The organism is Pseudomonas sp. SK3(2021), assembly GCF_016772375.1.
Lineage (GTDB): Bacteria > Pseudomonadota > Gammaproteobacteria > Pseudomonadales > Pseudomonadaceae > Aquipseudomonas > Aquipseudomonas chlororaphis_I.
In genome coordinates this window covers 1,062,042-1,088,646 of sequence record NZ_CP061943.1, presented here as the reverse complement: position 1 = coordinate 1,088,646, position 26,605 = coordinate 1,062,042, and the positions used below count along the sequence as shown (strand labels likewise).

Here is a 26,605-nt window from a genome sequence, read left to right as displayed (position 1 = left end):
GGAGCGAGCTTGCTCGCGATGGCGTCATGCCTGCCCCACCGCGTGGCCCTAATCGCGAGCAATCGAGCGTCGACCGGCTGCTCCTACAGGGGCAGGTTATTTGACGACTTTGCCCACACCACGTCCGCGCGGATCGGAGGCCGTTTCCAGCTGGCGGCCGGTGACCCGGATCGCCTGGATATCGCCCATCTCCCAGCCCTGGTCTTCCAGGGTGTAGCCCATGGCTTTCAGCTCGTCGGCGACCTTGCCGCTGAGCGGCGCATAGGCGTCGAAGTAGATCGTGTCCTTGGGCAGCAACTGGTGATGCACGCGCTGCGCGGCCACGGCTTTTTCCAGCGGCAGGTTGAAGTCGTAGAGGTTGTTCAGCACCTGGAAGATCGAGGTGAAGATCCGCGACCCGCCCGGCGTGCCCAGCACCAGGGTGACCTTGCCGTCGCGGGTCACCAGGCTCGGGCTCATGGACGACAGCATGCGCTTGCCCGGGGCGATGGCGTTGGCGTCGCCGCCGACCACGCCAAAGGCATTGGCCACGCCGGGCTTGGCGCTGAAATCGTCCATTTCGTCGTTGAGCAGGAACCCCGCGCCCTTGACCACCACGCCGCTGCCGTAGTCCCAGTTGAGGGTGTAGGTATTGCTCACCGCGTTGCCGTCGGCGTCGACGATGGAGAAATGGGTGGTCTGGTGCGGTTCAAGGCCCGGGCGGACTTTTTCGGTGGCCGAGATGGCCGTCGGGTTGATCTCGGCGGCGCGTTTTTTCAGGTAGGCCGGGTCGGTCAGCTGCTTGACCGGCACCTCGGAGAACGCCGGGTCGCCGAGGTAATCGGCACGGTCGGCGAACACACGTTTTTCAATTTCCGCCAGCAGGTGGATGTACTTGGCCGAGTTCAGCTCGACGCCCTTGAAGTCCGCCGTGCGCGCTTCCTTGATGGTCATCAGCTGCGCCAGGGCCACACCGCCGGAGCTGGGCGGCGGCGCGGTGTACAGCGTGTTGCCGCGCCAGTTGACCTGCAGCGGCTCACGCCAGGCGACCTTGTAGTCCTGCAAGTCCTGCTTGGTGATCAGGCCCTTGTCGGCCTGCATCTGCGCCACCAGCAGGTCGGCGGTCTTGCCTTCGTAGAATTCCTTGACGCCCTGGTCGGCGATGCGCTCCAGGGTCGCGGCCAGCTCCGGCTGGCGGAAGGTCTCGCCCGATTTCATGCTGCCGAAGTAGTCGCCGAAATTGGTGCTGTCCTTGAACAGCTTCAGTGCGTCCTCGCGGTACTGGTACTGCTTGTCGGCGACCTTGAAGCCGTTTTTCGCATAACCCACCGCCGGGGTGATCAGCTCGCTCCAGGGCAGCTTGCCGAACTTCTTGTGCGCCTCCCACAGGCCCATCACCGTGCCCGGCACCCCCGCGGCGCGCGCGCCGACCAGGCTGAGGTTCTCGATGACCTCGCCCTTTTCGTTCAGGTACATGTCGCGGGTCGCGGCCTTGGGCGCGGTTTCGCGGTAGTCGAGGAAGTAGGGTTTGCCGTCGATGAACAGGGTCATGAAACCGCCGCCGCCAATGTTGCCGGCCTCGGGGTAGGTCACCGCCAGGGTGAAGGCGGTGGCGACCGCGGCGTCCACCGCGTTGCCGCCCTTCTTCAGCACCTGCGCCGCGACATCGGCGCCATACTGGTTCGGTGCGGCGACCGCGCCACCTTCGAGCAACGCGGCGAAGGTCGGCGAGCTGACAGCGATGGCCGCTGTCAGAGCCAGGGTCTTAAACAGAACAATGCGCATAAGGTCCGTCCTTTTATTGTTTTTTGGCAGGTCGAACGATAGGGGCAAGATCGGTGGCGGAGCAATCGGCAAATAAAAACGGCCGCTTGAAGCGGCCGTCTGGCGAGGGGAGGAGTGACGGTGGCTAGGGTGCCGCGCTTGAGGTCGTCACGACCGTACCGGTCGATCGTCCGAACGCGGCCCGAGCCTGCAGCAGCGGCTACAGGATCACGCTGTCCGTGTAGCCGCCGCCGAGCCTGCGAGGCTGCGATCGGCAACGCAGTTGCCGCAAAACCTGAATCCGCGAACTGCCTGGAAAAACGCGCCAGCCGGTTTACGACGGCTACGCCGCCGAGCGCAGCCTCGCAGGCGCTCGACAGCGACTACAGGGATAGCGGCTCAGACCATCTCGTGGCGAATCCACTCCAGCACCGAAGTGCGCCGCGGTACCCAGCCCAACAACTCGCGGGCATTCTTGCCCCGCACCCGGCTGTTGGAGCCCAGGCCGTAGTTGGCCATTTCATAGCCCCATTCGGCTTCCGCCTGGGCCAACGGCCAGTCCTGCGGCGCGCCGAGGTGCAGGGCCTGGGCCATGGCGGTGGTCATGTCGATGAACGAGGCTTCACCGCTTTCGACGAAGTAGAAAGTGCCCGGGATGTTGCGGGTCAGCGCCAGCAGGTACAGCGCCACCACGTCTTCGATGTGCACGTTGGACCAGATGTTCTGCCCCGGCCCGACATGCCGCACCACACCGCTGTTGCGCGCCTGCTTGAGCAGTCGCGGCAGTTGCACGCTGTCGCGTTTCACCCCGAGGCTGTGGCCGTAGATCAGGGTGTTGCAGAGCACCGCCGAGTTGACCCCCTCCTTGGCCGCGGCCAGCACCCGGTTGTCGATGGCCACGCGCGCGGCCTTGTCGACGGTGGGCTCCGGCAGGTTGTTTTCCGGGTAGATGATGTCGCTGACCTGGCCGCCCGAAGCGTCGCCGACGATGCTCGAACCGCTGGTGTGCAGGAAGACCTTGTTCGAGCCCTTGAGGGCCGCGAGCAGGACTTCCACCGCGCCGCGATGGTCGCTGCTGGCGGCGTTGATCACCGCATCCGCGGCGCGGGCCTGCTCGGTCAGCACGGCGCTGTCATCCAGGCTGCCGAGCACCGGCTGGATGCCCAGGGCACTGAGTTCGGCGGCCTGTTCGGCGCTGCGCACCAGGCCGGTGACTTGATGGCCGGCCTGGACCAGGCCGGTGGCGATGGAGCCGCCGATAAAACCCGCGGCGCCGGTAACGAATACATTCATGGAGAAACTCCCTGGGTGGGTAAGCGATGGCGCCAGTATCGGCGGGCGACTCCTGCCGAAACAGGTAGGCTGGCCCAAATCACTCTTGCGCAGGGGTCACGAATCAGGGATCAGCCTTCCCACGGGAATTGATCGCTGCAGGAGCTGGCTTGCCAGCGATGCCATCTGCCCGGGCGGTGCAAGGCGAGCCGGCTCCTCCTACAGCAGAAAGGCCTCAGCCTTCGAACAGCGGGTTGGCGTAATCGGCCAGCTTGCCCTGGATAAAGTCGAGGAAGCACTGGATGCGCAGGGCCAACTGCGAGTTGCGGTAGTACACGGCGTTGATCGGCTGGCGATAGCCGCTGTTGAACTCCGAGAGGATCGGTGTGAGGCGCCCGGCGCGGATGTCGTCGATGGTCATGAAATGCGACAGGCAGGCAATGCCCTGCCCTTCCAGCGCCAGGTGGCGCACCGTCTCACCGCTGGAGGCGCTGATGCCCGGCTGGATCGGCCAGCGGTCGCCGTGCACATGGCGCAGCGGCCAGTGGTTGAGGGTTTCGGTCTGGGTGAAGCCCAGCAGGGTATGTTCGCTCAGCTCGGCCACGCTGCCGGGGGTGCCGTGCTGCTTCAGGTAGGCGGGGCTGGCGAGGATATGCAGCGGGCTGCAACCGAGCGAGCGCGCATGCAGGGTCGAGTCCGCCAGGGTACCGATGCGGATCGCGATATCGGTGCTCTGCTCCAGCAGGTCGATGATCAGGTCGTTGCTGTTGAGCTCCAGCTGGATATCCGGGTACAGGCTACGGAACTCGGCGATGTAGGGCACGATGGCGTGCAGCATGAACGGCGAGGCCGCGTTGATGCGCAAACGCCCGGAGGGCGTCTGCTGGCGGGACGACAGGCGTTCTTCGAGCTCGTCCATCTGGTCGAGGATCAGCTTGGCGTGCTCGAAGAAGTACTTGCCCTCTTCGGTCAGGTCCATGCGCCGCGTGGTGCGGTTGATCAGCGTGGTATCGAGCTTGGCTTCCAGGCGAGACAGGGTGCGGCTGACCGCCGATGGCGTCTGCCCGACCTGCTCGGCCGCCGCGGAAATCGAACCGCACTCGATGACGCAGACGAAGATCTGGAGTTCGTCGGATCTGGCTTTCACGTAAGTCCTCTATTCGGTTGGGCGCCTGTAGCCGCTGCCGCAGGCTGCGATAAGGTCCGCAGGACCTTCGAGGGCCCCAAGAGCGGCGCCCGCTCCGCGGTCGATCGCAGCCTGCGGCAGCGGCTACAGGTCCCGCATCGGGCTACACGGCACGCCACCGATAGTAGCCGGATTTACGCGGGGAGGTTGAACACCGCCTTGAGGTGTTCTTCATAACGCTGCACATCGGCCTCGATGTTCGGGCGCTTCATCACGTCGACGCAGAGGAAGGTCGGCAGGCCGCGCATGCCGAGGAACTGGTTGGCCTTGTGGAACGGGAAGTACACCGCGTCCACGCCCTTGGCTTCGAAGAAGTCGCTCGGGTCGTCGAAGGCTTGCTGCGGAGCGTTCCAGGTCAGCGACAACATGTACTGCTTGTCGTGGATCAGGCCGCCGCTGCCGTATTTCTGCGAGGCGTCGGAGCGGGTGCGGCCGTCGCTGGCGTAGAGGCTGCCGTGGCCCTCGGTGAAGACTTCGTCGATGTACTTTTTCACGATCCAGGGCGCGCCCATCCACCAGCCCGGCATCTGGTAGACGATCACGTCGGCCCAGAGGAACTTGGCCACTTCTTCCTTGATGTCGTAGCCCTCGTCGATGTGGGTGACTTTCACGTCCACGCCGCCACGGTCCAGCACCGCCACCGCGGCTTCATGCAGGGTCGCGTTATAACGACCGTCGGAGTGGGCGAACTTCTTGCCACCGTTGAGCAACAGTACTTTTTTCATGATCCAGCCTCATCAGGAACAACCCTTTGGCGTTGCGCTGCAAGGCCGGGTCGAGAAGATTAAAAACGATGGGGCGGAGAATATCGTTGAAAGACGATATGAATAAGCGCGATCCCGGCAAAAAACATTTGACCAATACGCACGAATAGGCGGCGGATTCGTGTCGTAGAATTTTTAAAAATTCCCTTTCCCAGGAACCACACCATGTCCGAACAGCACGGTTTTATCCTCCACGCCAAGACCCGCCCGGAAATGTCCGAGGCCTTCGAGGCGTTGTTTCGCGCCTATGTCGAGCCAAGCCGCGCCGAACCCGGCTGCATCGAGTACCACATGCTGCGCGACCAGCAGGACCCGAGCCTGTTCATCTTCTATGAGATCTGGGAATCCCAGGCGCACCTGGACGTGCACTCCAACCTGCCGCACATGAAGGCGTTCTTCGACAAGCGCATGGATTACCTGGAACGCGACTTCGATATCCGCCGCATCGACATGCTCAGCCCGTCGTCCGCTAGCCGCTGAACGAAAAGTCGGCGAGGAAGGTCAGGCAAGGCCAAAACAGGCGAGGTACGGCCGGGGTCGCGCCTGACTGTAGGGGCCTACATGAGCATGCCGATCGGACTCGCGCACGAGCCTGTTTTTGCGTAGCGCCGGAGGTGCCCAGCATGCAGCACGGCCTGCGTAGCGCTGAAGGCGCCCAGCGCGCAGCCACTTTTCGTACAGAGCCTAGCCGCTGATCAACAGGTGGCCGCCAAGCAACCCCAGGCCACAAAAGAACACCCGCTTGAACAACAGGGCGCTGATGCGCTGGCGCAGCGCCTGGCCCAGCCACATGCCGAGTAGCGCCGGGATCAGCGCCAGCAACGAGGCGCTGAGTTCACCGCCGCCCAGGGCGCCGCGCCAGTACAGGCCGGCCGCCAGGGCCAGGGTCGAGACGGTGAACGACAGCCCCAGGGCCTGCACCAGTTCGTCCTTGTGCAACCCCAAGGCTTGCAGGTAAGGCACCGCCGGGATCACAAATACCCCGGTGGCCGAAGTGATGACGCCCGTCACCAGGCCACAGGCCGGGCCCAGCCAGGCTTCCATTCGCGGCCGCAGTCGCAGGGTCGGCAGCAGCAAGCCGCTCAGGGCATAAAGCAATAACGCCGCCCCCAACGCCCGCACCACCCAGCGCCCGCCGTCGATCCCCAACCACAGGCTGCCCAGGCCGGTGCCGATAACGATCGCCAGCAGCATCGGCCACAAACGCTTGAGCAAGCCCAGCAAGTGCCCGCCAAACGCCAGTTGCCAGACATTGGTCAGGGTCGCCGGAATGAGCAACAGCGCCGCAGCCTGCGTCGGTGCCATAGCCAGGCCGAGCAGGCCCATGGCGATGGTCGGCAGGCCGAGGCCGATCACGCCCTTGATCATGCCGGCCAGGACAAAGGTGCCGATCACCAGCAGGGACAGGAGCACACCGAGGTTCTGGTAAAACGCGAGGGAAGTGTTCATGGCGCTATCCTGCGCCTGCGGCGGTGGGCTGAAAATCTGCCATATACTGAGGCAGCCTCTTGCCTGGCCAGAGGCTGGAGATTTTCAGTGGCTGTGATGGCCCTATCGTGAGCAAGCTCGCTCCTACAGAAGACGGTCATCTGTAGGAGCGAGCTTGCTCGCGATAGCCGCGCAGCGGCGCTTTCAAGGGACCCCACCCATGCACTTCGACCTGACCGACCTGCGCCTGTACCTGAACATCCTCGACGCCGGCAATATCACCGCCGGCGCCAGCCGCAGCCATTTGTCCCTGGCCGCCGCCAGTGCGCGGATCCGCGCCATGGAAGCGTCCCTGGGCAGCGAATTCCTCCTGCGCGGCCGCCGTGGCGTCAGCCCGACACCCGCCGGCAAGGCCCTGGCCCAGCACGCACGCGGCCTGCTGCAACAGGCCGAACACCTGCAGCAGGACCTGGCCGAATACGCCCGGGGCGTCAAAGGCCAGGTGCGCCTGTTGTGCAACACCACGGCGATCACCGAATACCTGCCGGAGCCGCTGGCGGACTTTCTCTGCGCCCACCCCAACCTCGATATCGACCTGCAGGAACTGCCCAGCCTGCGCATCACCCACGCCCTGCGCCAGGGCGCGGCGGACCTGGGGATAGTGTCCGACGCGGTGGATACCCAGGACTTGCAGACCCTGGCCTTTCGCGACGACCCGCTGGTGCTGGTCCTGCCCGCCCGCCACCCGCTGGCGGACGCTCGGGCGGTGAGTTTCAACGACAGCCTGCACCACGACTATGTCGGCCTCGCCGCCCACAGCGCCCTGGCCGTGTACCTGGAAGAACAGGCCCTGCACCTGGGGCTGCGGATGCCGATCCGCATCCGCGCCGACGGCTTCGACGGGGTGCTGCGCATGGTCGCCCGGGGCGCCGGGCTGGCGGTGGTGCCCCGGGCCGCCGTCGAACGCCGGGGGGCGGATGCCTCGCTCAAAGCGCTACCGCTGGTGGAGGCCTGGGCACAACGCAAGTTGCTGCTCTGCGCCCGCGACTTCAACGCCCTGCCGCCCTATGCCAAGGCCCTCTTGAAAACCCTGGGGCAGCTGTAGGAGCAGCCGGTCGACGCTCGATTGCTCGCGATCCGCGGTGGATGGCCGCTACGCGGATCGCGAGCAAGCTCGCTCCTACAGGTTTTGGGTCAGACCTTGGACAGCGCCCCTGCCGGCGCCCGGGATTTCCTGAAGAACAGCCAGTACGCCAGGGTCAGGATCGCCAGGAACGGCACGCCGAACACCAGGGTCATCTTGAAGGCCTCGGTGAAGTAGGTGGTGATCATCACTGCGCCCATCAGCACCAGGCCCAGCAACGTGCTCCAGGGGAACAGGCGCATGCGGAACGACAGCGGCTGCTCGCCATGACGCTGGTGGTAACGGCGGAAGCAGTAGTGGGTGAGAAAGATCATGAACCAGGTGAAGATCGCGCCGAACATCGAGATCGCCATCATCAGGGTGAACGAGCTTTCCGGGTACAGCACGTTGATCAGGGTCGCCAGGCCGATGCCGGAACTAGACAGCAACAAAGCGTTCAGCGGGATGCCGCTCTTGCTCAGGGCGCCCATGGACTTGGGGGCATAACCACCGCGGGACAGGCTGAACATCATGCGCGTGGTGATGTACAGCTGGCTGTTCATGGCCGACAGCGCGGCGATCAGGATCACGAAGTTCATCACCCCGGTGGCACCGGGAATGCCGAGGGTCTGCATCACCGTGACGAATGGGCTCTGGGCCTTGCCGGCCTGGGCCCAGGGCACGATGGCCAGCATCAGCGCCAGGGTCAGCAGGTAGAACACCACCAGCCGCACCATGGTCGCGCGAAAGGCCTTTTTCACCGCGCGCTGCGGGTCCTCGGCCTCGCCGGCGGCCACCGCGATCATCTCCACGCTCAGGTAGCTGAAGATCGAGACGATCACTGCGATCCACATGCCCTGCATACCGTTGGGGAAAAAGCCGCCGTGGGCGCTGTAGTTGTGCAAACCGTAGTCGGCATTGCCGGAGCCGAACACAACGTACACCGCGAGGATGATGAAGCCGACGATGGCGGCGATCTTGATGGTGGAGAACCAGTACTCGAAGTTGCCGAAGGTTTTCACGCTGATGGCGTTGAGCAGGATCAGCACGCTGGAGAAAGAGACGATCCACACCCATTCCGGCACGTGGGCGAACCAGTACTTCATGTACATGGCGATGGCCGTGACCTCGGCGCCGACCGCCAGGACGATGGCCGCCCAGTAGGCATAGCGCACCAGGAACCCGGCCAGCGGGCTGATGTAGAACTCGGCGTAGGCGCCGAAGGAACCGGAGGTGGAATGGGCCACGGTCATTTCCGCCAGGCAGCCCATCAGCAGCAGGGTGATCAGCGCGCCGATGGCGTAGCTGAGCAGCACGCTGGGGCCGGCGTAACCGATGGCGTAGGCACTGCCCATGAACAGCCCGGTGCCGATTGCCCCGCCGATGGCGATCATGCTCATCTGCCCGGCCGTGAGCTGGCGGCGCAAGCCCTGTTCACGGTTGGAAATCGCTGCAAAACCCTTGTTGGTCGTGGTCACGTTCATCAGCCTCTTATTATTGTGTGCACGCGTTGATCGGTGTCGCGAGCCGTCCCTGGCCGGTTGTGGTATCGCCCTGTAGCCGCTGCCGCAGGCTGCGCTCGAGGCCGCAGGACTCGCATTTCCAGGCGCCGCGGTCTATCAGGCAGACCGTGGACTCCGGGCTTGCGACGGCTGCGCCGCCGATCGCAGCCTGCGGCAGCGGCTACAGCGGTGGGTGGAAACCGGGTTCAGGTCACGCTGTGGCGGATCTGGAACCGCGGCTCGGCCCAGGTTTTTTCGTCGAGGATTTCACCGAGGATCTGCACCGCGTCCCAGACTTCGCTGAAGCGGGTGTACAGCGGCGTGAAGCCGAAGCGCATGATCCGCGGTTCGCGGTAGTCGCCGATCACGCCCCGGGCGATCAGGGCCTGGATCACCGCATAACCTTCGGGGTGCTCGAAGCTGACATGGCTGCCGCGCTTGTCGTGTTCGCGCGGGGTCACCAGCTTCAGGCCGTGGGCCGCACAGCGTTGCTCCACCAGTTCGATGAACAGGTCGGTCAGGGCCAGGGACTTGCGGCGCAGGCTGGCCATGTCGGTCTGCTCGAAGATCTCCAGGCCGCACTCGACCATGGCCAGCGAGGTGATCGGCTGGGTGCCGCACAGGTAGCGGGCGATGCCGCTGCTCGGCCGGTATTGCGCTTCCATGTCGAACTGCCGCGCATGGCCGAACCAGCCGGCCAGCGGCTGCCGGACCAGGTCGCAGAGCGCCGGCGAGACCCAGGCGAAGGCCTGGGAGCCCGGGCCGCCGTTGAGGTATTTGTAGGTGCAGCCGATGGCGTAGTCGGCGCCGGCCCGCTTCAGGTCCACCGGCACCGCGCCGGCGGAGTGGGCCAGGTCCCACAGGCTCAGTGCGCCGCATTCGTGGGTCAGCGCGGTAACCGCCGGCATGTCGTGCATATAGCCGGTCTTGTAGTTGACGTGGGTGAGCATGACCACCGCGGTGTCTTCGCCGATGGCCCGGGGCAGCTCCTCGGGGCTGTCCACCAGGCGCAGGGAATAACCCTGCTGGAGCATCTCGGTCAGGCCTTCGGCGATGTACAGGTCAGTGGGAAAGTTGCTGCTCTCGCTGACGATCACCCGCCGCTGCGGCGCCTTGAGCGCCTGCACCCGCAAGGCCGCGCCGAGCACCTTGAACAGGTTGATCGAGGTGGTATCGGTGATCACCACTTCGTTGGCATCGGCGCCGATCAGTTTGGCCAGGCGGTCGCCCAGGCGCTGCGACAGGTCGCGCCAGCCGGCGGTGTTCCAGCTGCGGATCAGGCCATTGCCCCATTCCTCGGCAATCACCTGTTGCGCCCGTTGCAGGGCCGCGACCGGGCGCGCGCCGAGGGAGTTGCCGTCGAGATAGATCACCCCGTCGGGCAGCGCGAACTGGTGGCGCAGCGGTGCCAGCGGGTCCTGTGCGTCGAGGGCCAGGCAGTGGTTTCTTGTTGTCATGGGAGGTCCTGTTTTCACTATGGCGTACGGCAGCACACAACGCCGGGGGCGGCATCGGCGGCTGCGCGGTGAAGAAATAATGAACGAAGCCCTGGAGAATTTTCGTGCAAAATGCGCTATGAGAGCGGCACAACCTCGAAGATTATTCGACTACAACTTAAAAAAACGCGGATAAATGCCAACCATGATTCTCGACTCGACGGACCTGCGAATCCTGCACTTCCTGCAACAGGACGGCCGTATCAGCAACCAGGAACTGGCGGAGAAAGTCGCCCTCTCGCCCTCGGCCTGCCTGCGGCGCCTGCGCCTGCTGGAGGGCGAAGGCATCATCAGCGGCTATCGCGCGGTGCTCAACGCCGAGCGCCTGGGGATCGAGCTGGAGGCCATCGTCCATGTGTCGCTGCGCCAGGACGTGGCGGACTGGCACGAAACCTTTATCAAGAAGGTCCAGCAGTGGCCGGAAGTGGTGACCGCCTATGTGATCACCGGCGCCAGCAACTATGTGCTGCGGGTCCAGGCGCGCAACCTCAAGCACTTCTCGGATTTCATCGTCAATCACCTGAACCGCACGTCCGGGGTCACCGACATCCGCTCGGAAATCGTCCTGCAGAAAATCAAGGAACAGGACGGTCTGCTGGATCTGGTGCTGCGCAAGTAAGCCCTAGAAACCGCCCAGGCGCCGCGCATCGTGGCGCTGCAGGGTGGTGCTGGGCGGCTCGCCGAACAGCTTGCGGTATTCGGCGGAGAACCGCCCCAGATGGCTGAAGCCCCAGCCCAGGGCGATTTCGGAAATGGTCCGCGCCGAGCCGTGTTCGAGGATCTCTTGGCGCACCGCGTTGAGCCGGTACTTCTTCAGGTAGACCATCGGCGACAGGGCGAAATACTTCTTGAAGGCCTCGAACAACTTGAAGCGCGAGACCCCGGCGGCGGCTTCCAGGTCCTCCAGGCACAACGGCTCGCGGGCGTTGGCGTGAATGTACTGGCGGGCGCGGACCAGGTAGTGGGGCAACTTGACCTCCAGCACCTCGCGCAGCTGGGCCGAGTAGTTGTTCGGCTGGGCGAGGATCAGGCCCTTGATCAAGGCGCTTTCCAGGTCGCGGGTGAAGGCCAGCTGTTCGTACAGCTCGCTGCTGCGCTCCAGTTCGGCGATGAAATAGCGCGCCATGCGCCACCAGGACGCCGACGCCCCTTCCACCGCATCCATCACCGACTCGAAACGCAGCGGCGCTTCCGGCGGGCGTTGCAGCAAGGCCTCCAGCGCTTCGCTCATGGCCGCCCGGGTAATCACCACCTGGACTTTGCGGCAATCGCCGGAGATCGCCAGCACCTGGCTCTCGTTGGGCGCGACGATCACTCCCTGGTCGCGGTTGGAACGCAGCAGCCGGCCATCCTTGCTCAACTCCTGGTCGCCACTCAGCGGCAGGCTCAGGCTGTAGCTGCTGAAGCGCTCGGCGTCTTCGATATCGATGGTGACGTCGGTACCGTATTCGATGGTGCCCAGGGTCGTGGCCCGCGACTTGAACACGTTGGCGCTGTGATGAAAGCGGATGCGCTCGGGGCTGCTGGTTTCGAGCCGGTGCGGCCCGCAAATGCCGGACATCCAGCTTCTCGCCCCCTCGAGGTCGTAGCGATCGATACGAATATCGCGAAACTGCGAATCAGCCTTGCTATTCATCACGGCGCACCCACGGCAATATTTTTTGCGCGCTCTGACGGCGCGTCTGATTTGAAGTACTGACCTGCAAGAGCAAGTTTTGCGCCACCGCCCGGCACTGCCAACCGACTGGATAGCAATCGCCAACTAAGTGGATAGAACCCGTCCACCCGGTGCGCAAACCCCACGCAAGACTGCGCCAAACAGTAGCTCATCGCGACATCGCGGTGCAGCCGTTGATCGGCTGGGGCGCCGGCCGTGGGTATTCCCGCTACACCCGAACGCCGCCCCGTAGCCGCTGCCGCAGGCTGCGACCGGCTCGGTCCGCGTTCGGGCGCAGCAGGCGTAAAACCGCGTATCGCGGTGTTCCTGTCGGATCGTGTGTTCAGGTTTTGCGGCGACTGCGTCGCCGATCGCAACCTGCGGCAGCGGCTACAGGTGGCCGGGCAATTTTGTGGATGGCCTTGGCCAACTAAGCGGATAGCCACCACTGCCCCGCACTCTCTCTAATGCATGCACCGATTGGCCTGAACAAGAAAGGTACTCACTCATGAGTGGTGCAAGAAACACAGAACAATGGAAAAGCTTCATCGACGGCTGCCTGGACTTTCGTCCGGACGAGGGCGTATTCCGCATTGCCCGGGACATGTTCACCGAGCCCGAGCTGTTCGACCTGGAGATGGAACTGATCTTCGAGAAGAACTGGATCTACGCCTGTCACGAAAGCGAACTGGCCAACAACCACGACTTCGTCACGATGCGCGCCGGGCGCCAGCCGATGATCATTACCCGCGACGGCGAAGGCCGGCTCAACGCGCTGATCAACGCCTGCCAGCACCGCGGCACCACCCTGACCCGGGTCGGCAAGGGCAACCAGTCCACCTTCACCTGCCCGTTCCACGCCTGGTGCTACAAGAGCGACGGGCGCCTGGTGAAGGTCAAGGCGCCGGGGGAATACCCCGAAGGGTTCGACAAGGCCACCCGCGGCCTGAAGAAGGCCCGCATCGACAGCTACAAAGGCTTTGTCTTCATCAGCCTCGACGTCCACGCCGACAACGCCCTGGAGGACTTCCTCGGCGACGCCAAGGTGTTCTTCGACATGATGGTCGCCCAGTCGCCCACCGGTGAACTGGAAGTCCTGCCCGGCAAGTCCGCCTACACCTACGACGGCAACTGGAAACTGCAGAACGAGAACGGCCTCGACGGTTATCACGTGAGCACCGTGCACTACAACTACGTGGCCACGGTGCAGCACCGCCAGCAGGTCAACAGCGAAAACGGCGGCGCCAGCGCCACCCTCGACTACAGCAAGCTCGGCGCCGGCGACGCCAATACCGACGACGGCTGGTTCGCCTTCAACAACGGCCACAGCGTGCTGTTCAGCGACATGCCCAACCCGTCGGTGCGCTCCGGCTACGCCAGCATCATGCCGCGGCTGGTGGAAGAGTACGGCCAGGAAAAGGCCGAATGGATGATGCACCGCCTGCGCAACCTCAACATCTACCCGAGCCTGTTCTTCCTCGACCAGATCAGCTCGCAGCTGCGGATCATCCGCCCGCTGGCCTGGAACAAGACCGAGATCGTCAGCCAGTGCATCGGGGTCAAGGGCGAGTCCGACGCCGACCGGGAAAACCGCATCCGCCAGTTCGAGGACTTCTTCAACGTCTCGGGCATGGGCACCCCCGACGACCTGGTGGAGTTCCGCGAAGCCCAGCGCGGCTTCCAGGGCCGCCTGGAACGCTGGAGCGATATCTCGCGCGGCAGCCACCGCTGGGAAACCGGGCCGACCCGCAACAGCGAGGCCATCGGCATCCAGCCGGCCATGACCGGCACCGAATTCACCCACGAAGGGCTGTACGTCAACCAGCACCGCAACTGGCAGAAATTCCTCCTCGACGGGCTGGCCAGACAATCCCTGAAACTGCGAGAGGTGTGAACATGAGTGCGCCACTGCAATACCGTATCGAGCAGTTTTTCTACCGCAAGTCCGAGCTGTGCGACGCCCAGGACTGGGACGCCTACCTCGAACTCTTCGACCCGCAGAGCGAGTTCCACCTGCCGCAGTGGGACTCCGAGCATGTCTACACCACCGACCCGAAGCGCGGCATGTCGCTGATCTACTACGCCAACCGCTCGGGCCTGGAAGACCGGGTGTTCCGTATCCGCACCGGCAAGGCCGCCTCGACCATTCCGATGCCGCGCACCCTGCACAACATCAGCAACGTGCGGATCGCCGGGCAGGCCGATGGCTGCCTGCAAGTGCGGCTGAACTGGCACACGCTGTTCTATCGCCTGGCCACCGCCGAGCAGTTCTTCGGCCATGCCACCTACAACCTCAAGCCCCATGGCGACAGCTGGCTGATCACCCGCAAGCATGTGCTGCTGCTCAACGACACCATCAATTCGGTGCTCGACTTCTACCACCTCTGACGGAGACCGGGCATGAACCACAAGGTCGCGTTCAGCTTTGCCGATGGCAAGACGCTGTTCTTCCCTGTAAACGCCAACGAAATACTGCTCGACGCCGCCCTGCGCAACGGCATCAAGATCCCCCTCGACTGCCGCGAAGGCGTCTGCGGCACCTGCCAGGGCCGCTGCGAATCGGGCACCTACAGCCAGGACTACGTGGACGAGGAAGCCCTCTCCAGCGCGGACCTGGAGCAGCGCAAGATGCTCAGTTGCCAGACCCGGGTGCAGTCCGATGCCACCTTCTACTTCGACTTCGACTCCAGCCTGTGCAGCGCCGCGGGGCCCGCACAGCTGGGCGGCACGGTCAGCGAGGTGCGCCAGGTATCCGACAGCACGGCGATCCTGCAACTGCAGCTCGACCAGGATCAGCCGACGCTGGACTTCCTGCCGGGGCAGTACGCCCGGCTGTCGGTCCCCGGCACGTCGAGCCAGCGCTCCTACTCGTTCGCCAACCGCTCGGGCTGCCAGCAACTGCAATTCCTCGTGCGCCTGCTGCCCGACGGGGCCATGAGCAACTACATCCGCGAACGTTGCCAGGTCGGCGACCGCATCGAACTGGAGGCACCGCTGGGCGCCTTCTACCTGCGCCATATCGTCCGGCCGCTGGTGCTGGTGGCCGGCGGCGCCGGATTGTCGGCGCTGCTGGCGATGCTCGAACAACTGGTCGCCGACGGCTGCAGCCAGCCGGTGCACCTGTACTACGGGGTGCGCAACGTCGCCGACCTGTGCGAAACCGCGCGTATCGAGGCTTATGCCAGCCAATTGCCGGGCTTTCGCTACACTGCGGTGATCAGCGAGCCGACAGCGGACTGGCCGGGCAAGCGCGGTTATATCGCCGAGCATTTCGATTGCAGCGAACTGCGCGATAGCCCGGTGGACATGTACGTCTGCGGACCGCCACCGATGGTCGAGTCGATCAAGAACTGGTTGCAAGATCAGCAACTTGAGAGCGTTCAGCTGTATTACGAGAAGTTCACCGAGAGTAATATCTGAGCCGTCCGCCGTCAGCCGCGATCTGGCCGCGAATACGGACAGATCCGATAACAATGAGAAGAGAGCGTGATTAGTGGATGAGATCCTGAAACCCGGCGAACTCAAGCGTGGCTTGAAGAACCGCCATATTCAGCTGATTGCCCTGGGCGGGGCGATCGGCACCGGGCTGTTCCTTGGCTCCGCCGGCGTGCTCAAGTCCGCCGGCCCTTCGATGATCCTCGGTTACGCGATTGCCGGGTTCATCGCCTTCCTGATCATGCGCCAGCTCGGCGAGATGATTGTCGAGGAACCGGTGGCCGGGTCCTTCAGCCACTTCGCGCACAAATACTGGGGCGGTTACTTCGGCTTTCTCGCCGGCTGGAACTACTGGGTGCTGTACGTGCTGGTGGGCATGGCCGAACTCACGGCCGTGGGCAAGTACGTGCAGTTCTGGTGGCCGGAAATCCCGTCCTGGGTCAGTGCGGCGGCGTTCTTCGTGCTGGTCAACCTGATCAACATGATGAACGTGAAGTTCTTCGGGGAGGCCGAGTTCTGGTTCGCCATCATCAAGGTGGTGGCCATCATCGGCATGATCGCCCTGGGCTGCTACATGCTCGCCAGCGGCAGCGGCGGCCCGCAGGCCGCGGTGAGCAACCTGTGGAGCCACGGCGGGTTCTTCCCCAATGGCGGCACCGGCCTGCTGATGGCCATGGCCTTCATCATGTTTTCCTTCGGCGGCCTGGAGCTGGTGGGCATCACCGCCGCCGAGGCCAGCGAGCCACGCAAGGTGATCCCCAAGGCGATCAACCAGGTGGTGTACCGGGTGCTGATCTTCTACGTCGGCGCCCTCACCGTGCTGCTGTCGCTGTACCCCTGGGACCAGTTGCTGCAGACCCTCAACGCCTCCGGCGACTCCTACAGCGGCAGCCCGTTCGTGCAGATCTTTGCCCTGATCGGCAGCGACACCGCGGCGCACATCCTCAACTTCGTGGTCCTGACCGCGGCGCTGTCGGTCTACAACAGCGGCGTGTACTGCAACAGCCGCATGCTCTACGGCCTGGCCGAACAGGGCGACGCGCCCAGGGCGATGATGAAGCTGAACAAACAAGGGGTGCCATTGCTGGCCCTGGGCGTTTCGGCGCTGATTACCCTGCTCTGCGTGGTGGTCAACTACCTGGCGCCGCAGGAAGCGCTGGAGCTGCTGATGGCCCTGGTCGTCGCGTCCCTGATGATCAACTGGGCGCTGATCAGCCTGACCCACCTGAAGTTCCGCAAGTCCATGGGCCAGCAAGGCATAGTGCCGTCGTTCAAGACCTTCTGGTTCCCGTTCAGCAACTACCTGTGCCTGGCCTTCATGCTGATGATCATCAGCGTGATGCTGATGATTCCCGGGATCCGGGTTTCGGTCTACGCCATCCCGGTCTGGGTCGCGCTGATCTGGGCGTTCTACCGCCTGCGGGTGGCCAGGGCCGGTACTCGGGTGGTGGCCTGATCATCGGCGGCACATGACCCTGTAGCCGCTGCCGCAGGCTGCGATCGACCGGTACGGTCGCAGCGATCTTGAGGACGCCGGAGGTCCTGCGCCCAGCGTGGCCCGGACCATCGCAGCCTGCGGCAGCGGCTACAGGGGTTGGCATGAACGCAAAGGCCCGGCATTCGATGAATGCCGGGCCTTTTTGCTGGCCTGCCGCTTACAGCGTCGAGCGCACGCGCCACAGCTCGGGGAACAAGACGGTGTCGAGCATCTTGCGCAGGTAGCCGACGCCTTCGGTGCCGCCGGTGCCGGGCTGGAAGCCGATGATGCGCTCCACCGTGGTCACATGGCGGAAGCGCCACTGGCGGAAGGAGTCCTCCAGGTCGATGAACTTCTCTGCCAGCTGGTACAGGTCCCAGTAGCGCGACGGGTCGGTGTAGACCTCGCGCCAGGCGGCCTCCACCGACGCATCATGCTGGGTCGGCGCCTGGCTGTTCAGGGCCAGGCGCTCGGGGTCGATGGCCAGCCCCGCCTTGGCCATCAGGCCGATGGCTTCGTCGTACAGCGACGGCGTGGCGATCGCCAGTTCCAGTTCCTCGAGCAGTTCCGGGCGATGGGCATGGGGGCGCAGCAAGGTCGCGCTCTTGTTGCCGAGGATGAACTCGATCTCGCGGTACTGGAACGACTGGAAGCCCGACGAGTGCCCCAGGTACGGGCGGATCGACTTGTATTCGGACGGGGTCATGGTCGCCAGCACCGCCCAGGCGTGCACCAGCTGGTCGAAGATCCGCGACACCCGCGCCAGCATCTTGAACGCCGGCGGCAGTTGGCCCTGATGCACATGCTCGCGAGCCGCCTTGAGCTCGTGCAGCATCAGCTTCATCCACAGCTCCGAGGTCTGGTGCTGGATGATGAAGAGCATTTCGTTGTGGTCCGGCGACAAGGGGTGCTGGGCATTGAGGATGCGCCCCAGGTCCAGGTAGTCGCCGTAGCTCATGGAGTCGGAAAAATTCAGCTCGGCGTTGTGCCAGTTGTCGGGCGGCGGGCTGTTCGAATACGGACATTGACTCATCGCGTGGGCTCCTCATGTCAGGTCGCGGCTGGTCGATCACCCGGCGCCGGCCTTGATCGAGGGCGTGCGGGGTCGAAGCTTCGTTGTTATCAATACTATTGTAGGAATTATCGCGGCAAAGGCCGCAGGATGGCGCGCACCGGGCTCGCATCCAGATGAGCGAAACGCAGGGGCAGCGCGATCAGTTCGTAATCGCCTTCGGCCACTTCGTCGAGCACGATGCCTTCGAGAATCGCCAGGCCATGGCGGGCCACGGCGTTATGGGCATCCATGGTTTTCGATTGCTGCGGGTCGAGGGACGGGGTGTCGATGCCGATCAGGCGCACACCATGGCGAGCCAGCAGCTCGACGGTCTCCTTGGCCACGGCGCTGAAGTCCGGGTCCCAGGTGCTCAACGGCGCCTGGCGATAGGTGCGCAGCAACACCCGCTCGGGCAGGTTGTCGAGGCGACCTTCCAGGTGTCGGGGCAATACCAGCGGGCCGCAGCCCAGGCAATGCACGACCCGGCACGGGCCGAGGTAGACGTCCAGCGGCACCTCGCCGATCGGCGCGCCCTCGGCGCTGTAGTGCAGCGGCGCATCGACATGGGCCCCGGTGTGCGGCGACAGGGTGATGCGCCCGACATTCACCGGGCACTCGGGTCCGTACTGCCAGACCCGCTCTTCCTGGAACGGCGTATCGCCGGGCCAGGTCGGGGTCGCGGTACTCAGGGGCGGGCTGATATCCCACCAGCTTGGGGTTGTGTTCATAGCGCTGCTCTCGGCCACTTCGACCTGAATCATACGAGCGATGCCCGTGAAGATTCTTGCGAAATGCTCCGGCGACCGCGGAATCTTTCGCATGAACTGCCAGGAAATCACTGATTCACGCTCGGAAATTTCAAGGCAAACCGCGGCAACACTTCACGGGCGAGTACTGCGTTTCTGGGCACCCCGATGTCGAGTACAGACAACTGGCCCGGTGCCGGGCGCTATAGGGTGCGACTTCAGTTCCCAGCCAAGACCCCGGAGTCCTCATGACCGCGACTGCCCCCATCACCGTTCTGCGCGACACACACCCGCTGCCGGTGCTCGATGCCTGCAAATGGGAAAAACTCGAAGGCGACCCGCACACCGTCAACCTCAACGCCTATACCAGCGAAGACGGCAGCAAGATCATGGGCACCTGGATCTGCACGCCCGGCAAATGGCGGGTGGACTATGTGAAATGGGAGTACTGCCATTTCCAGGAAGGCTACTGCGTGATCACCCCGGACGGCATGGAGCCGGTCCACCTGCGCGCCGGCGATATCTTCGTGGTCGAACCCGGGATGAAAGGCACCTGGGAAGTGGTCGAGACCGTGCGCAAGTATTTCGTTTTCGCCTGACGAATCTCAGGAAAGGAGAGAAACAAATGCTTCGATACAGGTTGCTGCCATCCCTGTCGAGGAACTGCTTCTCTTCCTTTCTCCCGCCAGGCCGCCCCCTGAAACCTACAAAACCAAGCCTCAGGCCCCAAGACGTGAACGCAGGACATCCGCACGCTCGCGAATTTTTTCGCCCTTTCCTTCCACCAATTTAGTGAAGGCGATGATGTCTGCCTTACGCTTTTGAATAGTGTCGCGCTGCATATGACTCAGCAGCACCAATGAGTTGTAAATACCATTGCCATTGGACGTATTGCCGCTGCCATAGGCGATGACTGCTGGGATCAAGAGTTCGTCGCTTCCCCATGACGCCAGCAACTGCTGGTAGCCATCCACTCGCTGACGAGCATCGTCGCTAAACATCTGCCTGATCAGTGCATCCCGTCGCTCGCCCAGTGCGTCAGTAGCATAGGCCGCCTCGACGGGCGCCTTGGTATTCTCGGCAACCACTCGAACGAGGGTCGGGCCATAGTCCGGAGCGGCAACCAACAGCGCCCGTACTGCAAACTCACTGCGCCTTTGATCACTCCCCATCAAGGGCTCGAAGAACTTAGAGACCAGCTCGGCTTGCTTGATCTTGGATTCGGCCACCGCTCGAATGTCCGCCACTGCCGTAGCAGTGCTCTGAGAGTAGTAGGAGTAAAACCCACCCACTCCTGCAATAGTGATCGGTATCAGCGCCGAGCAAGCGACACCAAACTTGTCCCAACCGTCTTTTCCTCGATCCTTGAGCTTCGCTACCTCTGACTCCAGCCTTGCGATCTGCTCTTCCGTTGTCATATTGGCTCTCCTGTCGAAGCTCAGCGCTCATGAATCAGCCTTGCAGCTCTGCCGTCCACTGTCGCCTTCAGATTGACTGTAGATCCCAATCAACAAATGACTTGTAACCGATCAGAATAATGAGAATAACCAGTGACTTCGCGGTGTTACCGTGAGCGCAGCAAATCCGCATGGCTTCCGGCTGCATATGCAAAAAACCGGGAGCCCACCCGACGTGAGTCCCGGAAAGTTTGCAGCGTTCACAGGGGGTGGCGCAGCCCGCGCTCTTTAGAGAGCGCCGGCTGCGCAGTGCCTAGGTCGGCTTGCGATAGCTGTTGACGATGGCCGAGAAGTCCATGCCCCCTTCTCCGCGCAGGCTCATGGCCTGGTACAGCTGCTGCGCCACGGCGCCCAGCACCACGGGCTGGTGCGCCTGGCGGGCAGCCTCGGTGGCCAGGCCCAGGTCCTTGAGCATCAGTTCCGCGCCGAAACCGCCGGTGTAGCCGCGAGCCGCCGGGGCGGTTTCGATCACCCCGGGCCAGGGGTTGTAGGTATCGGAACTCCAGCAGCGCCCGGTGGAGCTGTTGATGATGCCCGCCAGCACCTTGGTGTCGATGCCCAGGGCATCGCCCAGGGCCATGGCCTCGCTGACGCCGATCATCGAAATACCCAGCAGCAGGTTGTTGCAGATCTTGGCGATCTGCCCGGTCCCTACTTCACCGCAGTGCACGATATTGCGGCCCATCTGCGCCAGCACCGGCTGCAGGGTGGCGAACAGTTCGGCGCTGGCGCCGACCATGAAGGTCAGGGTGCCCGCCGCTGCGCCGCCGGTGCCTCCGGACACCGGCGCGTCGGCCATGGCCACGCCTTGCCTGGCGGCGGCCGCGGCCACGTCGCGGGCGGTCTGCGGGTCGATGGTGCTGCAATCCACCGCCGGTGTGCCATGGGCGATACCCGCCAGCACCCCGTCGTCGCCCAGCCAGACGCTGCGCACATGGGGCGCGGCCGGCAGCATGGTGATCACCAGCTCGCTGTCTTCGGCGGCAGCGCGCGGCGAGGTACTGATGCTGCCACCCAGTTCGGCCAGTTCGTTGAGCACGGCCTGGTTCAGGTCGAACAGGTTCAACCGATGCCCGGCCTTGAGCAGGTTGCGCGCCATGGGCGCGCCCATGTTGCCCAGACCGATGAATGCGATTTTCATGAGCCGACTCCTCAACGCAAATGGATGGTGGTGTTCACGCCATCGTTGACACTGTCATCGTCGAACCAGCGACTGGTGACGGTCTTGGTCTGGGTATAGAACTGCACCACTTGTTTGCCATAGGGCCCCAGATCGCCCAGCTTGGAACCACGGGAACCGGTGAAGCTGAAGAACGGTACCGGCACCGGGATCGGGATGTTGATCCCGACCTGGCCGACATCGATTTCGCTCTGGAACTTGCGGGCGGCCGCGCCGCTCTGGGTGAACAGGCCGGTGCCATTGCCGAAGGGGTTGCTGTTGACCAGGGCGATGGCCTGGTCGAGGGTGTCCACTTCCAGCACCACCAGCACCGGGCCGAAGATTTCCTGGGTGTAGATCTGCATGTCGGTGGTCACCCCGGAGAACAGGGTCGGGCCGACGAAGTTGCCCTGCTCGAACCCCGGCACCTTGACGTCGCGACCGTCCAGCTCCAGCTTGGCGCCTTCCTTGATGCCGCTTTCGATCAGGCTCAGCACACGCTCCTTGGCGCGCTTGGAAATCAGCGGCCCGACATCGGTGCCCGGCTCGCTGCCGGCATTCACCTTGAGTTTCTGCGCCAGCGCCTTGAGATCCGGCAGCCATTGTTTCGCCGCGCCCACCAGGACCACCACCGAGGTGGCCATGCAACGCTGGCCGGCCGCGCCGAACCCGGCACCGACCAGGGCATTGAGCGCCTGTTCGCGGTTGGCGTCGGGCAGCACCACGGCGTGGTTCTTCGCACCCATCATCGACTGCACGCGCTTGCCGTGTTTGCCCGCCAGGTCGTAGACGTGGGTGCCCACCGCGGTGGAACCGACGAACGACACCGCCTTGATGTGCGGGTGGGTGCACAGCTTGTCCACCACGTCCTTGCCGCCATGCACCACGTTGAGCACGCCAGGCGGAATGCCGGCTTCCAGCGCCAGTTCCACCAGCAGCATGGTCGACAGCGGGTCCTGTTCCGAAGGCTTGAGCACGAAGGTGTTGCCGCAGGCGATGGCCATCGGGAACATCCACAGCGGAATCATCGCCGGGAAGTTGAACGGGGTGATCCCGGCGCAAACGCCGATCGGTTGGCGCAGGGTGTAGGTATCGACGCCGCCGGCGACGTTCTCGGCGAACTCGCCCATCTGCAGGCTGCCGATCGAGCAGGCATGCTCGACCACCTCCAGGCCACGGAAAATGTCGCCTTCGGCATCGGCGATGGTCTTGCCCTGTTCGGCGCTGAGCACCTGGGCAATGCGCTTGGAGTGCTCGCGGATCAGCGCCTGCAGCTTGAGCATGATGCGCATCCGCGCGCCGATCGGGGTCAGCTTCCAGGTCTGGAAGGCGCGCTGCGCGGCTTCGATGGCGGCGTCGACTTCATCCGCCGTGGCGAAAGGCACCTTGGCCAGCACCTGCTGGGTGGCCGGGTTGGTGATGTCGTGCCACTCGCTGGTCCGGGATTCGACCCACTGGCCGTCGATCAGCAGCTTGACCTGCTGCAAGGTGGTGCCGTCGGGATTGAGGGATGCGTTCATACGGGTCTCCTGACTTCTTGAGGTTCTTATGCAGGGAGCCAAGGCGTGGGACCGCCTTGAAATGAGGCGTGCGTCGCGAGTTGGTTGTCGGACTGTTTTTGGAGTATAGATGTGCAAACTTCTAATAAGAACGCATATAAAAGCCGGTCCATCATGCAAAAAAACATCACCTCCCTCGGCTCGTTGAACTGGGACGACCTGAAGTTTTTCCTCGAAGTGGCCCGTACCCGCAAGGCCAGCAGCGCGGCCAAGCGCCTGGCGGTGGACTACACCACGGTGTCGCGGCGCATCGGCTCGCTGGAAGGCGCGCTGGGCACCCTGCTGTTCGAAAAGTCCCGGACCAACGGCTTTGTCCTGACCGCCGAGGGCCAGCGCTTGCTGGGTTATGCCGAGTCGATCGAAAGCACCCTGCACATGGCCTGCGAACAGGTCTCGGGCTCGGGCGTGGCCCTGTCCGGCCATGTGCGCATGGGCTGCACCGAAGGTTTCGGCAGCTTTTTCATCACCCCGCAGTTGAGCCACTTCGTCGACGCCTACCCGGCGATCTCGGTGGATATCCTGCCGCTGCCGCACTTCATCAGCCTGTCCAAGCGCGAAGCCGACATCGTCATCGCCCTGGAGCGCCCGGAGCACGGCCCCTACGTCTGCTGCAAGCTCTGCGACTACCGCCTGCAGCTCTATGCGACCCAGGAATACCTCGACCAGCACTCACCGATCCGCCGCCCGGCGGACTTGAGCGAGCATCAATTCATCAGCTACGTGGACGACCTGGCGTTCAGCTCGGAGCTCTTGTACCTGGCCAATGTACTGCCCGGCGCCAGCGCCAACCTGCGCAGCACCAGCGTCATCGCACAATACGTGGCGGCGCAGCAAGGACGCTCGCTGGCGATCCTGCCGTGCTTCCTGGCAGCCCAGGACCCACGCCTGCTACCAGTGCTGCCGGAGGAAATAGACATCACCCGGCAGTTCTGGATGTACTGCCGCGAAGACCTGCGCAAGCTCAAGCGGATCACCCTGCTGTGGGACTACATACGCAACGTGACCGAACAGAATCAGGGCCTGCTGATGGGGCAGAGCCGGGGGATGGTGTTTGCCGATTAGTCGGCGATGACCACGATCGAGACGCGACGGTTTTCGGTACGTCCGGCCATCGTGCTGTTGGAAGCCACCGGTTCGCTGCTGCCCAGACCGCGCAGCTGGATGTTTTCTTCGCGCATGCCCGTGGCCACCAGCACCTTGCTCACGCTTTTCGCCCGACGCAGGGACAGTTGCTGGTTGTAGGTTTCCTTGCCCGAGGCATCGGTGTGGCCATCGACCCGGACCTTGTCGATGTGCACGCTGACCAGCGCCTTGCCGATGCGCTCGACGATCTCGGTACTGGCGGCATTCAGGGTCTCGATATCGCTGCCGAACAGCACCTTGCCGGACAGGCCGAAGGCCCAGCCCTCATCCGTCAGTTCAAAGCCCTCTTGCTTGAGCACCGCCACTTGCTGCGGGGTCAGCCCCTTGGGCGGCACGCTCTGGCAACCGGCCAATGAAAGCAGCGCCAGCAACAGGCCGGCGGTGAAAAGTCGCAAGAAGGGTCGAGTCAATGAAAACAAGGAATTAGCTCCTGGATTGAACGTGAACGACGGGGGGTTCCGCCCCCGCAGTGTGTTGCCCGCCTCGCGAGACACGCTTGGCCTGATACATCGCCGCATCGGCGGCGTTGAGCAGAGCACCCGGGGTGGTGCCATGATCAGGGTAGACGGCAATACCGATACTGAGCGAAGTCAGTACCGAAGTACTGCCTGGCAAGGCGATCGGCATCTCCATGCTGGCGATGATTTTTTCGGCGATACGCTCGGCATCCTCGATACGGTGCAGCGGGGTCAGCAGAATGGCGAACTCGTCGCCCCCCAGGCGCGCCACCAGGTCTTCCTCGCGCAACTGCGCCCGCACCCGCGACGCCACCGCCATCAGCACGGCATCGCCGGCTGCATGGCCGAAGTTGTCGTTGATGCCCTTGAAGCGGTCGCTGTCGAGAAACAGCACCGCCACCCGTTCGTTGAGCTTGCTGGCACTGCGCAGCGCGCGGATCAGCCGGCCCTCGAAAAACGCCCGGTTCGGCAGCCCGGTCAGGCTGTCGTGGCTGGCCTGGTGGGCCAAGGTTTCGTTTTCACTCTGCAAATGGCTTTGCCAGGCTTCCAGCTCATCGAGCAGGGCATTGAAGTCGTTGCCCAGGTTGTCCAGCTCGGCGATTTCCGCCGGCGGCACCCGTACGTCGAACGCCCGCTCGCGGCGCGCGGCATGGGCCACATCGGCCAGGCTGCGCAGTGGCCCGGTAATGCCGCGCAACTGACGGCGCGCCAGGTACAGCGCCACCCAGGCGCTCACCGCGATACACAGGACAATCCCCACCAGCCCACTGAGCAGGAAGCGCAGCAGGCTGCCGCCATGGCCAGTCAAGGCGATGCTGCCGATTTCCTGCCCCTGATGCATGATCGGCACCGTGATGGGCTTCTCGAGAAAGGCCCGGGCGATCTGCATTTCCAGGTCGCTCAGCAAACCGGTTTCCGGCCGCTCCCAGCGGGCCAGCAGGCGCCCCCGGGCATCGAGTACCTGGGCCTCGGCCACCTCCTCGGTGGAGGCAATCAGGGCCAGGGCTTCGGTCGCCGCGGCGCTGTCGTTGAACACCACCGCCGCTTCGACCGTGTAGTTGATCGAACGCGCGATCAGGTGCAGGTTGTGATCGGCATACACCCGCAACGCCAGCACCCCGAGCAGGGTCAGGGACAGGCTGGCCATGGAAATGGCCAGCAGGGCGACAATCAGATGCCCGCGGCCAATGACCGAGTGCAATGTGGGGCGAGCAGGCGACTTGAAGAGGCTCATGGCGCCGCCGGTCGACGACGGGAGAGTTGCAGTACGCTTGGATGGATCCGCACGCCACTGCGGGCCACGGAATCCAGATTGACCTCGAATGACACCTGGTTGTCTCTGACACGCAGGCAGAACAGGCTGCCCACCGTGCACTGGTCGCCGCCCTCGCTGATGCTCAGCACCGGACGACCGACCAGGGAATTGAACAGGCGGGTGCGCTGGTCGTCGGTCAACTTGCCGATGTACACCGAATCGCACTCGCTGGCGATGGTCGGGTTGTCGGCCAGCAGGCGCCGCACCAGGACCGGACGGCCAGTGGCCTGGGTCGTGCCCTTGACCAGGTCGTCGGTGTATTCGGTCGGCCCCACCACGCACAGACGCAGCGCTACCGGCTCCACCGGCCAGCGCGCATAGCTGAGAATGCCCAGCACCACCTGAGTCACCGCCTTGGCGCGCTGGTCTGCCAGGCTGATGGCAGGCTCGGGTTGCGCGACGGCAAAAGTGCTCAGCAGACAGACCAGGGTGGACAGCAGTACCTGCCTCCAGCCCGAAAAGCGCTCTGTCGCCGAGACAGCCACGTTCATGCAGGGATTCTCTTTGATCTTCATACAATGATGCCGCAACGATAGCACAGCCAGTGAAACCGCCGCGAGGCTCCCAGACATGGATAGCAGGCTATTGGTTTAGGAAAAAATGAAGTAACGATTTGAGCCTTCCTATTCTT

Annotated in this window: 25 protein-coding genes; 9 read left to right on the top strand and 16 right to left on the bottom strand. The window is 63.8% G+C overall.

Going from position 1 to position 26,605, the window contains the following annotated elements; translation table 11 throughout:
* Positions 1 to 96 precede the first annotated feature (96 nt).
* The 4 genes from ggt to mdaB all read right to left on the bottom strand — a co-directional run bounded on the left by ggt (position 97) and on the right by mdaB (position 4,926).
* Positions 97 to 1,764, bottom strand: a complete 1,668-nt coding sequence (ggt, locus tag IF690_RS04810) for a gamma-glutamyltransferase (protein ID WP_202699049.1) — start codon at positions 1,762 to 1,764, stop codon at positions 97 to 99.
* A gap of 378 nt (positions 1,765 to 2,142) precedes the next feature.
* The gene (locus IF690_RS04805) at positions 2,143 to 3,036 is read right to left on the bottom strand and encodes an NAD-dependent epimerase/dehydratase family protein (protein ID WP_202699048.1); all 894 of its coding nucleotides are present in this window, start codon (positions 3,034 to 3,036) and stop codon (positions 2,143 to 2,145) included.
* 214 nt (positions 3,037 to 3,250) lie between these two features.
* A complete protein-coding gene (locus IF690_RS04800) occupies positions 3,251 to 4,162 on the bottom strand; it encodes a LysR family transcriptional regulator (RefSeq protein ID WP_202699047.1) in 912 nt (303 codons plus the stop codon).
* Positions 4,163 to 4,335: 173 nt separating this feature from the next.
* Positions 4,336 to 4,926 carry an NADPH:quinone oxidoreductase MdaB gene (gene mdaB, locus IF690_RS04795; protein ID WP_202699046.1) on the bottom strand — a complete coding sequence of 197 codons (591 nt, stop codon included), beginning with the start codon at positions 4,924 to 4,926 and terminating at the stop codon, positions 4,336 to 4,338.
* A gap of 204 nt (positions 4,927 to 5,130) precedes the next feature.
* On the opposite strand from mdaB, the gene IF690_RS04790 reads away from it, so the two are divergent.
* A complete protein-coding gene (locus IF690_RS04790) occupies positions 5,131 to 5,445 on the top strand; it encodes a putative quinol monooxygenase (RefSeq protein ID WP_016704181.1) in 315 nt (104 codons plus the stop codon).
* A gap of 204 nt (positions 5,446 to 5,649) precedes the next feature.
* Here IF690_RS04790 and IF690_RS04785 read toward each other — a convergent pair whose 3' ends face one another.
* The gene (locus IF690_RS04785) at positions 5,650 to 6,414 is read right to left on the bottom strand and encodes a sulfite exporter TauE/SafE family protein (protein WP_202699045.1); all 765 of its coding nucleotides are present in this window, start codon (positions 6,412 to 6,414) and stop codon (positions 5,650 to 5,652) included.
* 199 nt (positions 6,415 to 6,613) lie between these two features.
* Here IF690_RS04785 and IF690_RS04780 point away from each other — a divergent pair, with 199 nt between their 5' ends.
* Positions 6,614 to 7,498, top strand: coding sequence for a LysR substrate-binding domain-containing protein (locus IF690_RS04780; RefSeq protein ID WP_202699044.1), 885 nt, complete (start codon positions 6,614 to 6,616; stop codon positions 7,496 to 7,498).
* A gap of 89 nt (positions 7,499 to 7,587) precedes the next feature.
* Here IF690_RS04780 and IF690_RS04775 read toward each other — a convergent pair whose 3' ends face one another.
* Positions 7,588 to 9,000 (bottom strand): amino acid permease, encoded by a 1,413-nt coding sequence (locus IF690_RS04775; protein WP_202699043.1) that lies wholly within the window; start codon positions 8,998 to 9,000, stop codon positions 7,588 to 7,590.
* A gap of 224 nt (positions 9,001 to 9,224) precedes the next feature.
* Positions 9,225 to 10,475: a kynureninase gene (gene kynU, locus IF690_RS04770; protein ID WP_202699042.1), complete on the bottom strand. Its 1,251-nt coding sequence runs from the start codon at positions 10,473 to 10,475 to the stop codon at positions 9,225 to 9,227.
* Between the two features lie 184 nt (positions 10,476 to 10,659).
* On the opposite strand from kynU, the gene IF690_RS04765 reads away from it, so the two are divergent.
* On the top strand, positions 10,660 to 11,133 hold the full coding sequence (locus tag IF690_RS04765) for an Lrp/AsnC family transcriptional regulator (RefSeq protein WP_009046863.1): 474 nt from the start codon (positions 10,660 to 10,662) through the stop codon (positions 11,131 to 11,133).
* 3 nt (positions 11,134 to 11,136) lie between these two features.
* Here IF690_RS04765 and IF690_RS04760 read toward each other — a convergent pair whose 3' ends face one another.
* Positions 11,137 to 12,150: an AraC family transcriptional regulator gene (locus IF690_RS04760; RefSeq protein ID WP_202699041.1), complete on the bottom strand. Its 1,014-nt coding sequence runs from the start codon at positions 12,148 to 12,150 to the stop codon at positions 11,137 to 11,139.
* A gap of 529 nt (positions 12,151 to 12,679) precedes the next feature.
* Between IF690_RS04760 and antA the strand changes: the two genes are divergently transcribed.
* From antA to IF690_RS04740, 4 genes are all read left to right on the top strand, one after another.
* Positions 12,680 to 14,065: an anthranilate 1,2-dioxygenase large subunit gene (antA, locus tag IF690_RS04755; protein ID WP_202699040.1), complete on the top strand. Its 1,386-nt coding sequence runs from the start codon at positions 12,680 to 12,682 to the stop codon at positions 14,063 to 14,065.
* 2 nt (positions 14,066 to 14,067) lie between these two features.
* Complete coding sequence (gene antB / locus IF690_RS04750; RefSeq protein ID WP_202699039.1) at positions 14,068 to 14,559, top strand: anthranilate 1,2-dioxygenase small subunit; 492 nt, start codon at positions 14,068 to 14,070, stop codon at positions 14,557 to 14,559.
* A 12-nt stretch (positions 14,560 to 14,571) separates the two neighbouring features.
* On the top strand, positions 14,572 to 15,591 hold the full coding sequence (gene antC, locus IF690_RS04745) for an anthranilate 1,2-dioxygenase electron transfer component AntC (RefSeq protein WP_202699038.1): 1,020 nt from the start codon (positions 14,572 to 14,574) through the stop codon (positions 15,589 to 15,591).
* Positions 15,592 to 15,664: 73 nt separating this feature from the next.
* Positions 15,665 to 17,062 carry an amino acid permease gene (locus tag IF690_RS04740; protein ID WP_202699037.1) on the top strand — a complete coding sequence of 466 codons (1,398 nt, stop codon included), beginning with the start codon at positions 15,665 to 15,667 and terminating at the stop codon, positions 17,060 to 17,062.
* Positions 17,063 to 17,261: 199 nt separating this feature from the next.
* Here IF690_RS04740 and kynA read toward each other — a convergent pair whose 3' ends face one another.
* Positions 17,262 to 18,116, bottom strand: coding sequence for a tryptophan 2,3-dioxygenase (kynA, locus tag IF690_RS04735; RefSeq protein WP_202699036.1), 855 nt, complete (start codon positions 18,114 to 18,116; stop codon positions 17,262 to 17,264).
* A 107-nt stretch (positions 18,117 to 18,223) separates the two neighbouring features.
* Positions 18,224 to 18,865, bottom strand: a complete 642-nt coding sequence (kynB, locus tag IF690_RS04730) for an arylformamidase (protein ID WP_202699035.1) — start codon at positions 18,863 to 18,865, stop codon at positions 18,224 to 18,226.
* A gap of 266 nt (positions 18,866 to 19,131) precedes the next feature.
* Between kynB and IF690_RS04725 the strand changes: the two genes are divergently transcribed.
* Positions 19,132 to 19,482 (top strand): cupin domain-containing protein, encoded by a 351-nt coding sequence (locus tag IF690_RS04725; protein ID WP_202699034.1) that lies wholly within the window; start codon positions 19,132 to 19,134, stop codon positions 19,480 to 19,482.
* A gap of 120 nt (positions 19,483 to 19,602) precedes the next feature.
* Here the strand turns inward: IF690_RS04725 and IF690_RS04720 are convergent, their stop codons facing one another.
* The 3 genes from IF690_RS04720 to IF690_RS04710 form a co-directional block, all read right to left on the bottom strand.
* Positions 19,603 to 20,301 carry a hypothetical protein gene (locus IF690_RS04720; RefSeq protein WP_202699033.1) on the bottom strand — a complete coding sequence of 233 codons (699 nt, stop codon included), beginning with the start codon at positions 20,299 to 20,301 and terminating at the stop codon, positions 19,603 to 19,605.
* A gap of 292 nt (positions 20,302 to 20,593) precedes the next feature.
* Positions 20,594 to 21,481 carry a 3-hydroxyisobutyrate dehydrogenase gene (gene mmsB / locus IF690_RS04715; protein ID WP_202699032.1) on the bottom strand — a complete coding sequence of 296 codons (888 nt, stop codon included), beginning with the start codon at positions 21,479 to 21,481 and terminating at the stop codon, positions 20,594 to 20,596.
* An 11-nt stretch (positions 21,482 to 21,492) separates the two neighbouring features.
* Positions 21,493 to 23,019: a CoA-acylating methylmalonate-semialdehyde dehydrogenase gene (locus IF690_RS04710; RefSeq protein WP_202699031.1), complete on the bottom strand. Its 1,527-nt coding sequence runs from the start codon at positions 23,017 to 23,019 to the stop codon at positions 21,493 to 21,495.
* A gap of 153 nt (positions 23,020 to 23,172) precedes the next feature.
* Here IF690_RS04710 and IF690_RS04705 point away from each other — a divergent pair, with 153 nt between their 5' ends.
* A complete protein-coding gene (locus tag IF690_RS04705) occupies positions 23,173 to 24,120 on the top strand; it encodes a LysR family transcriptional regulator (RefSeq protein WP_202699030.1) in 948 nt (315 codons plus the stop codon).
* Here the strand turns inward: IF690_RS04705 and yfiB are convergent.
* The 3 genes from yfiB to yfiR are packed head-to-tail and all read right to left on the bottom strand — an operon-like array spanning position 24,117 to position 26,465.
* Entirely contained in the window at positions 24,117 to 24,620 is a 504-nt protein-coding gene (gene yfiB / locus IF690_RS04700) for an outer membrane lipoprotein YfiB (protein WP_202699029.1), read from the bottom strand. The two genes, IF690_RS04705 and yfiB, sit on opposite strands and share 4 nt — an antisense overlap.
* A 4-nt stretch (positions 24,621 to 24,624) precedes the next feature.
* Entirely contained in the window at positions 24,625 to 25,893 is a 1,269-nt protein-coding gene (gene dgcN, locus IF690_RS04695) for a diguanylate cyclase DgcN/YfiN (RefSeq protein ID WP_202699028.1), read from the bottom strand.
* Positions 25,890 to 26,465, bottom strand: coding sequence for a regulatory sequestration protein YfiR (gene yfiR / locus IF690_RS04690; protein WP_202699027.1), 576 nt, complete (start codon positions 26,463 to 26,465; stop codon positions 25,890 to 25,892). The genes dgcN and yfiR overlap by 4 nt, the downstream gene beginning before the upstream one ends.
* Positions 26,466 to 26,605 lie beyond the last annotated feature (140 nt).

What these genes read in the sequence shown, in the direction of transcription:
- ggt (WP_202699049.1), bottom strand. Translation starts at nt 1,764, where the DNA reads ATGCGCATTGTTCTGTTTAAGACCCTGGCTCTGACAGCGGCCATCGCT.
- IF690_RS04805 (WP_202699048.1), bottom strand. Translation starts at nt 3,036, where the DNA reads ATGAATGTATTCGTTACCGGCGCCGCGGGTTTTATCGGCGGCTCCATC.
- mdaB (WP_202699046.1), bottom strand. Translation starts at nt 4,926, where the DNA reads ATGAAAAAAGTACTGTTGCTCAACGGTGGCAAGAAGTTCGCCCACTCC.
- IF690_RS04790 (WP_016704181.1), top strand. Translation starts at nt 5,131, where the DNA reads ATGTCCGAACAGCACGGTTTTATCCTCCACGCCAAGACCCGCCCGGAA.
- IF690_RS04785 (WP_202699045.1), bottom strand. Translation starts at nt 6,414, where the DNA reads ATGAACACTTCCCTCGCGTTTTACCAGAACCTCGGTGTGCTCCTGTCC.
- IF690_RS04780 (WP_202699044.1), top strand. Translation starts at nt 6,614, where the DNA reads ATGCACTTCGACCTGACCGACCTGCGCCTGTACCTGAACATCCTCGAC.
- IF690_RS04775 (WP_202699043.1), bottom strand. Translation starts at nt 9,000, where the DNA reads ATGAACGTGACCACGACCAACAAGGGTTTTGCAGCGATTTCCAACCGT.
- kynU (WP_202699042.1), bottom strand. Translation starts at nt 10,475, where the DNA reads ATGACAACAAGAAACCACTGCCTGGCCCTCGACGCACAGGACCCGCTG.
- IF690_RS04765 (WP_009046863.1), top strand. Translation starts at nt 10,660, where the DNA reads ATGATTCTCGACTCGACGGACCTGCGAATCCTGCACTTCCTGCAACAG.
- IF690_RS04760 (WP_202699041.1), bottom strand. Translation starts at nt 12,150, where the DNA reads ATGAATAGCAAGGCTGATTCGCAGTTTCGCGATATTCGTATCGATCGC.
- antA (WP_202699040.1), top strand. Translation starts at nt 12,680, where the DNA reads ATGAGTGGTGCAAGAAACACAGAACAATGGAAAAGCTTCATCGACGGC.
- antB (WP_202699039.1), top strand. Translation starts at nt 14,068, where the DNA reads ATGAGTGCGCCACTGCAATACCGTATCGAGCAGTTTTTCTACCGCAAG.
- antC (WP_202699038.1), top strand. Translation starts at nt 14,572, where the DNA reads ATGAACCACAAGGTCGCGTTCAGCTTTGCCGATGGCAAGACGCTGTTC.
- kynA (WP_202699036.1), bottom strand. Translation starts at nt 18,116, where the DNA reads ATGAGTCAATGTCCGTATTCGAACAGCCCGCCGCCCGACAACTGGCAC.
- kynB (WP_202699035.1), bottom strand. Translation starts at nt 18,865, where the DNA reads ATGAACACAACCCCAAGCTGGTGGGATATCAGCCCGCCCCTGAGTACC.
- IF690_RS04725 (WP_202699034.1), top strand. Translation starts at nt 19,132, where the DNA reads ATGACCGCGACTGCCCCCATCACCGTTCTGCGCGACACACACCCGCTG.
- IF690_RS04720 (WP_202699033.1), bottom strand. Translation starts at nt 20,301, where the DNA reads ATGACAACGGAAGAGCAGATCGCAAGGCTGGAGTCAGAGGTAGCGAAG.
- mmsB (WP_202699032.1), bottom strand. Translation starts at nt 21,481, where the DNA reads ATGAAAATCGCATTCATCGGTCTGGGCAACATGGGCGCGCCCATGGCG.
- IF690_RS04710 (WP_202699031.1), bottom strand. Translation starts at nt 23,019, where the DNA reads ATGAACGCATCCCTCAATCCCGACGGCACCACCTTGCAGCAGGTCAAG.
- IF690_RS04705 (WP_202699030.1), top strand. Translation starts at nt 23,173, where the DNA reads ATGCAAAAAAACATCACCTCCCTCGGCTCGTTGAACTGGGACGACCTG.
- dgcN (WP_202699028.1), bottom strand. Translation starts at nt 25,893, where the DNA reads ATGAGCCTCTTCAAGTCGCCTGCTCGCCCCACATTGCACTCGGTCATT.
- yfiR (WP_202699027.1), bottom strand. Translation starts at nt 26,465, where the DNA reads ATGAACGTGGCTGTCTCGGCGACAGAGCGCTTTTCGGGCTGGAGGCAG.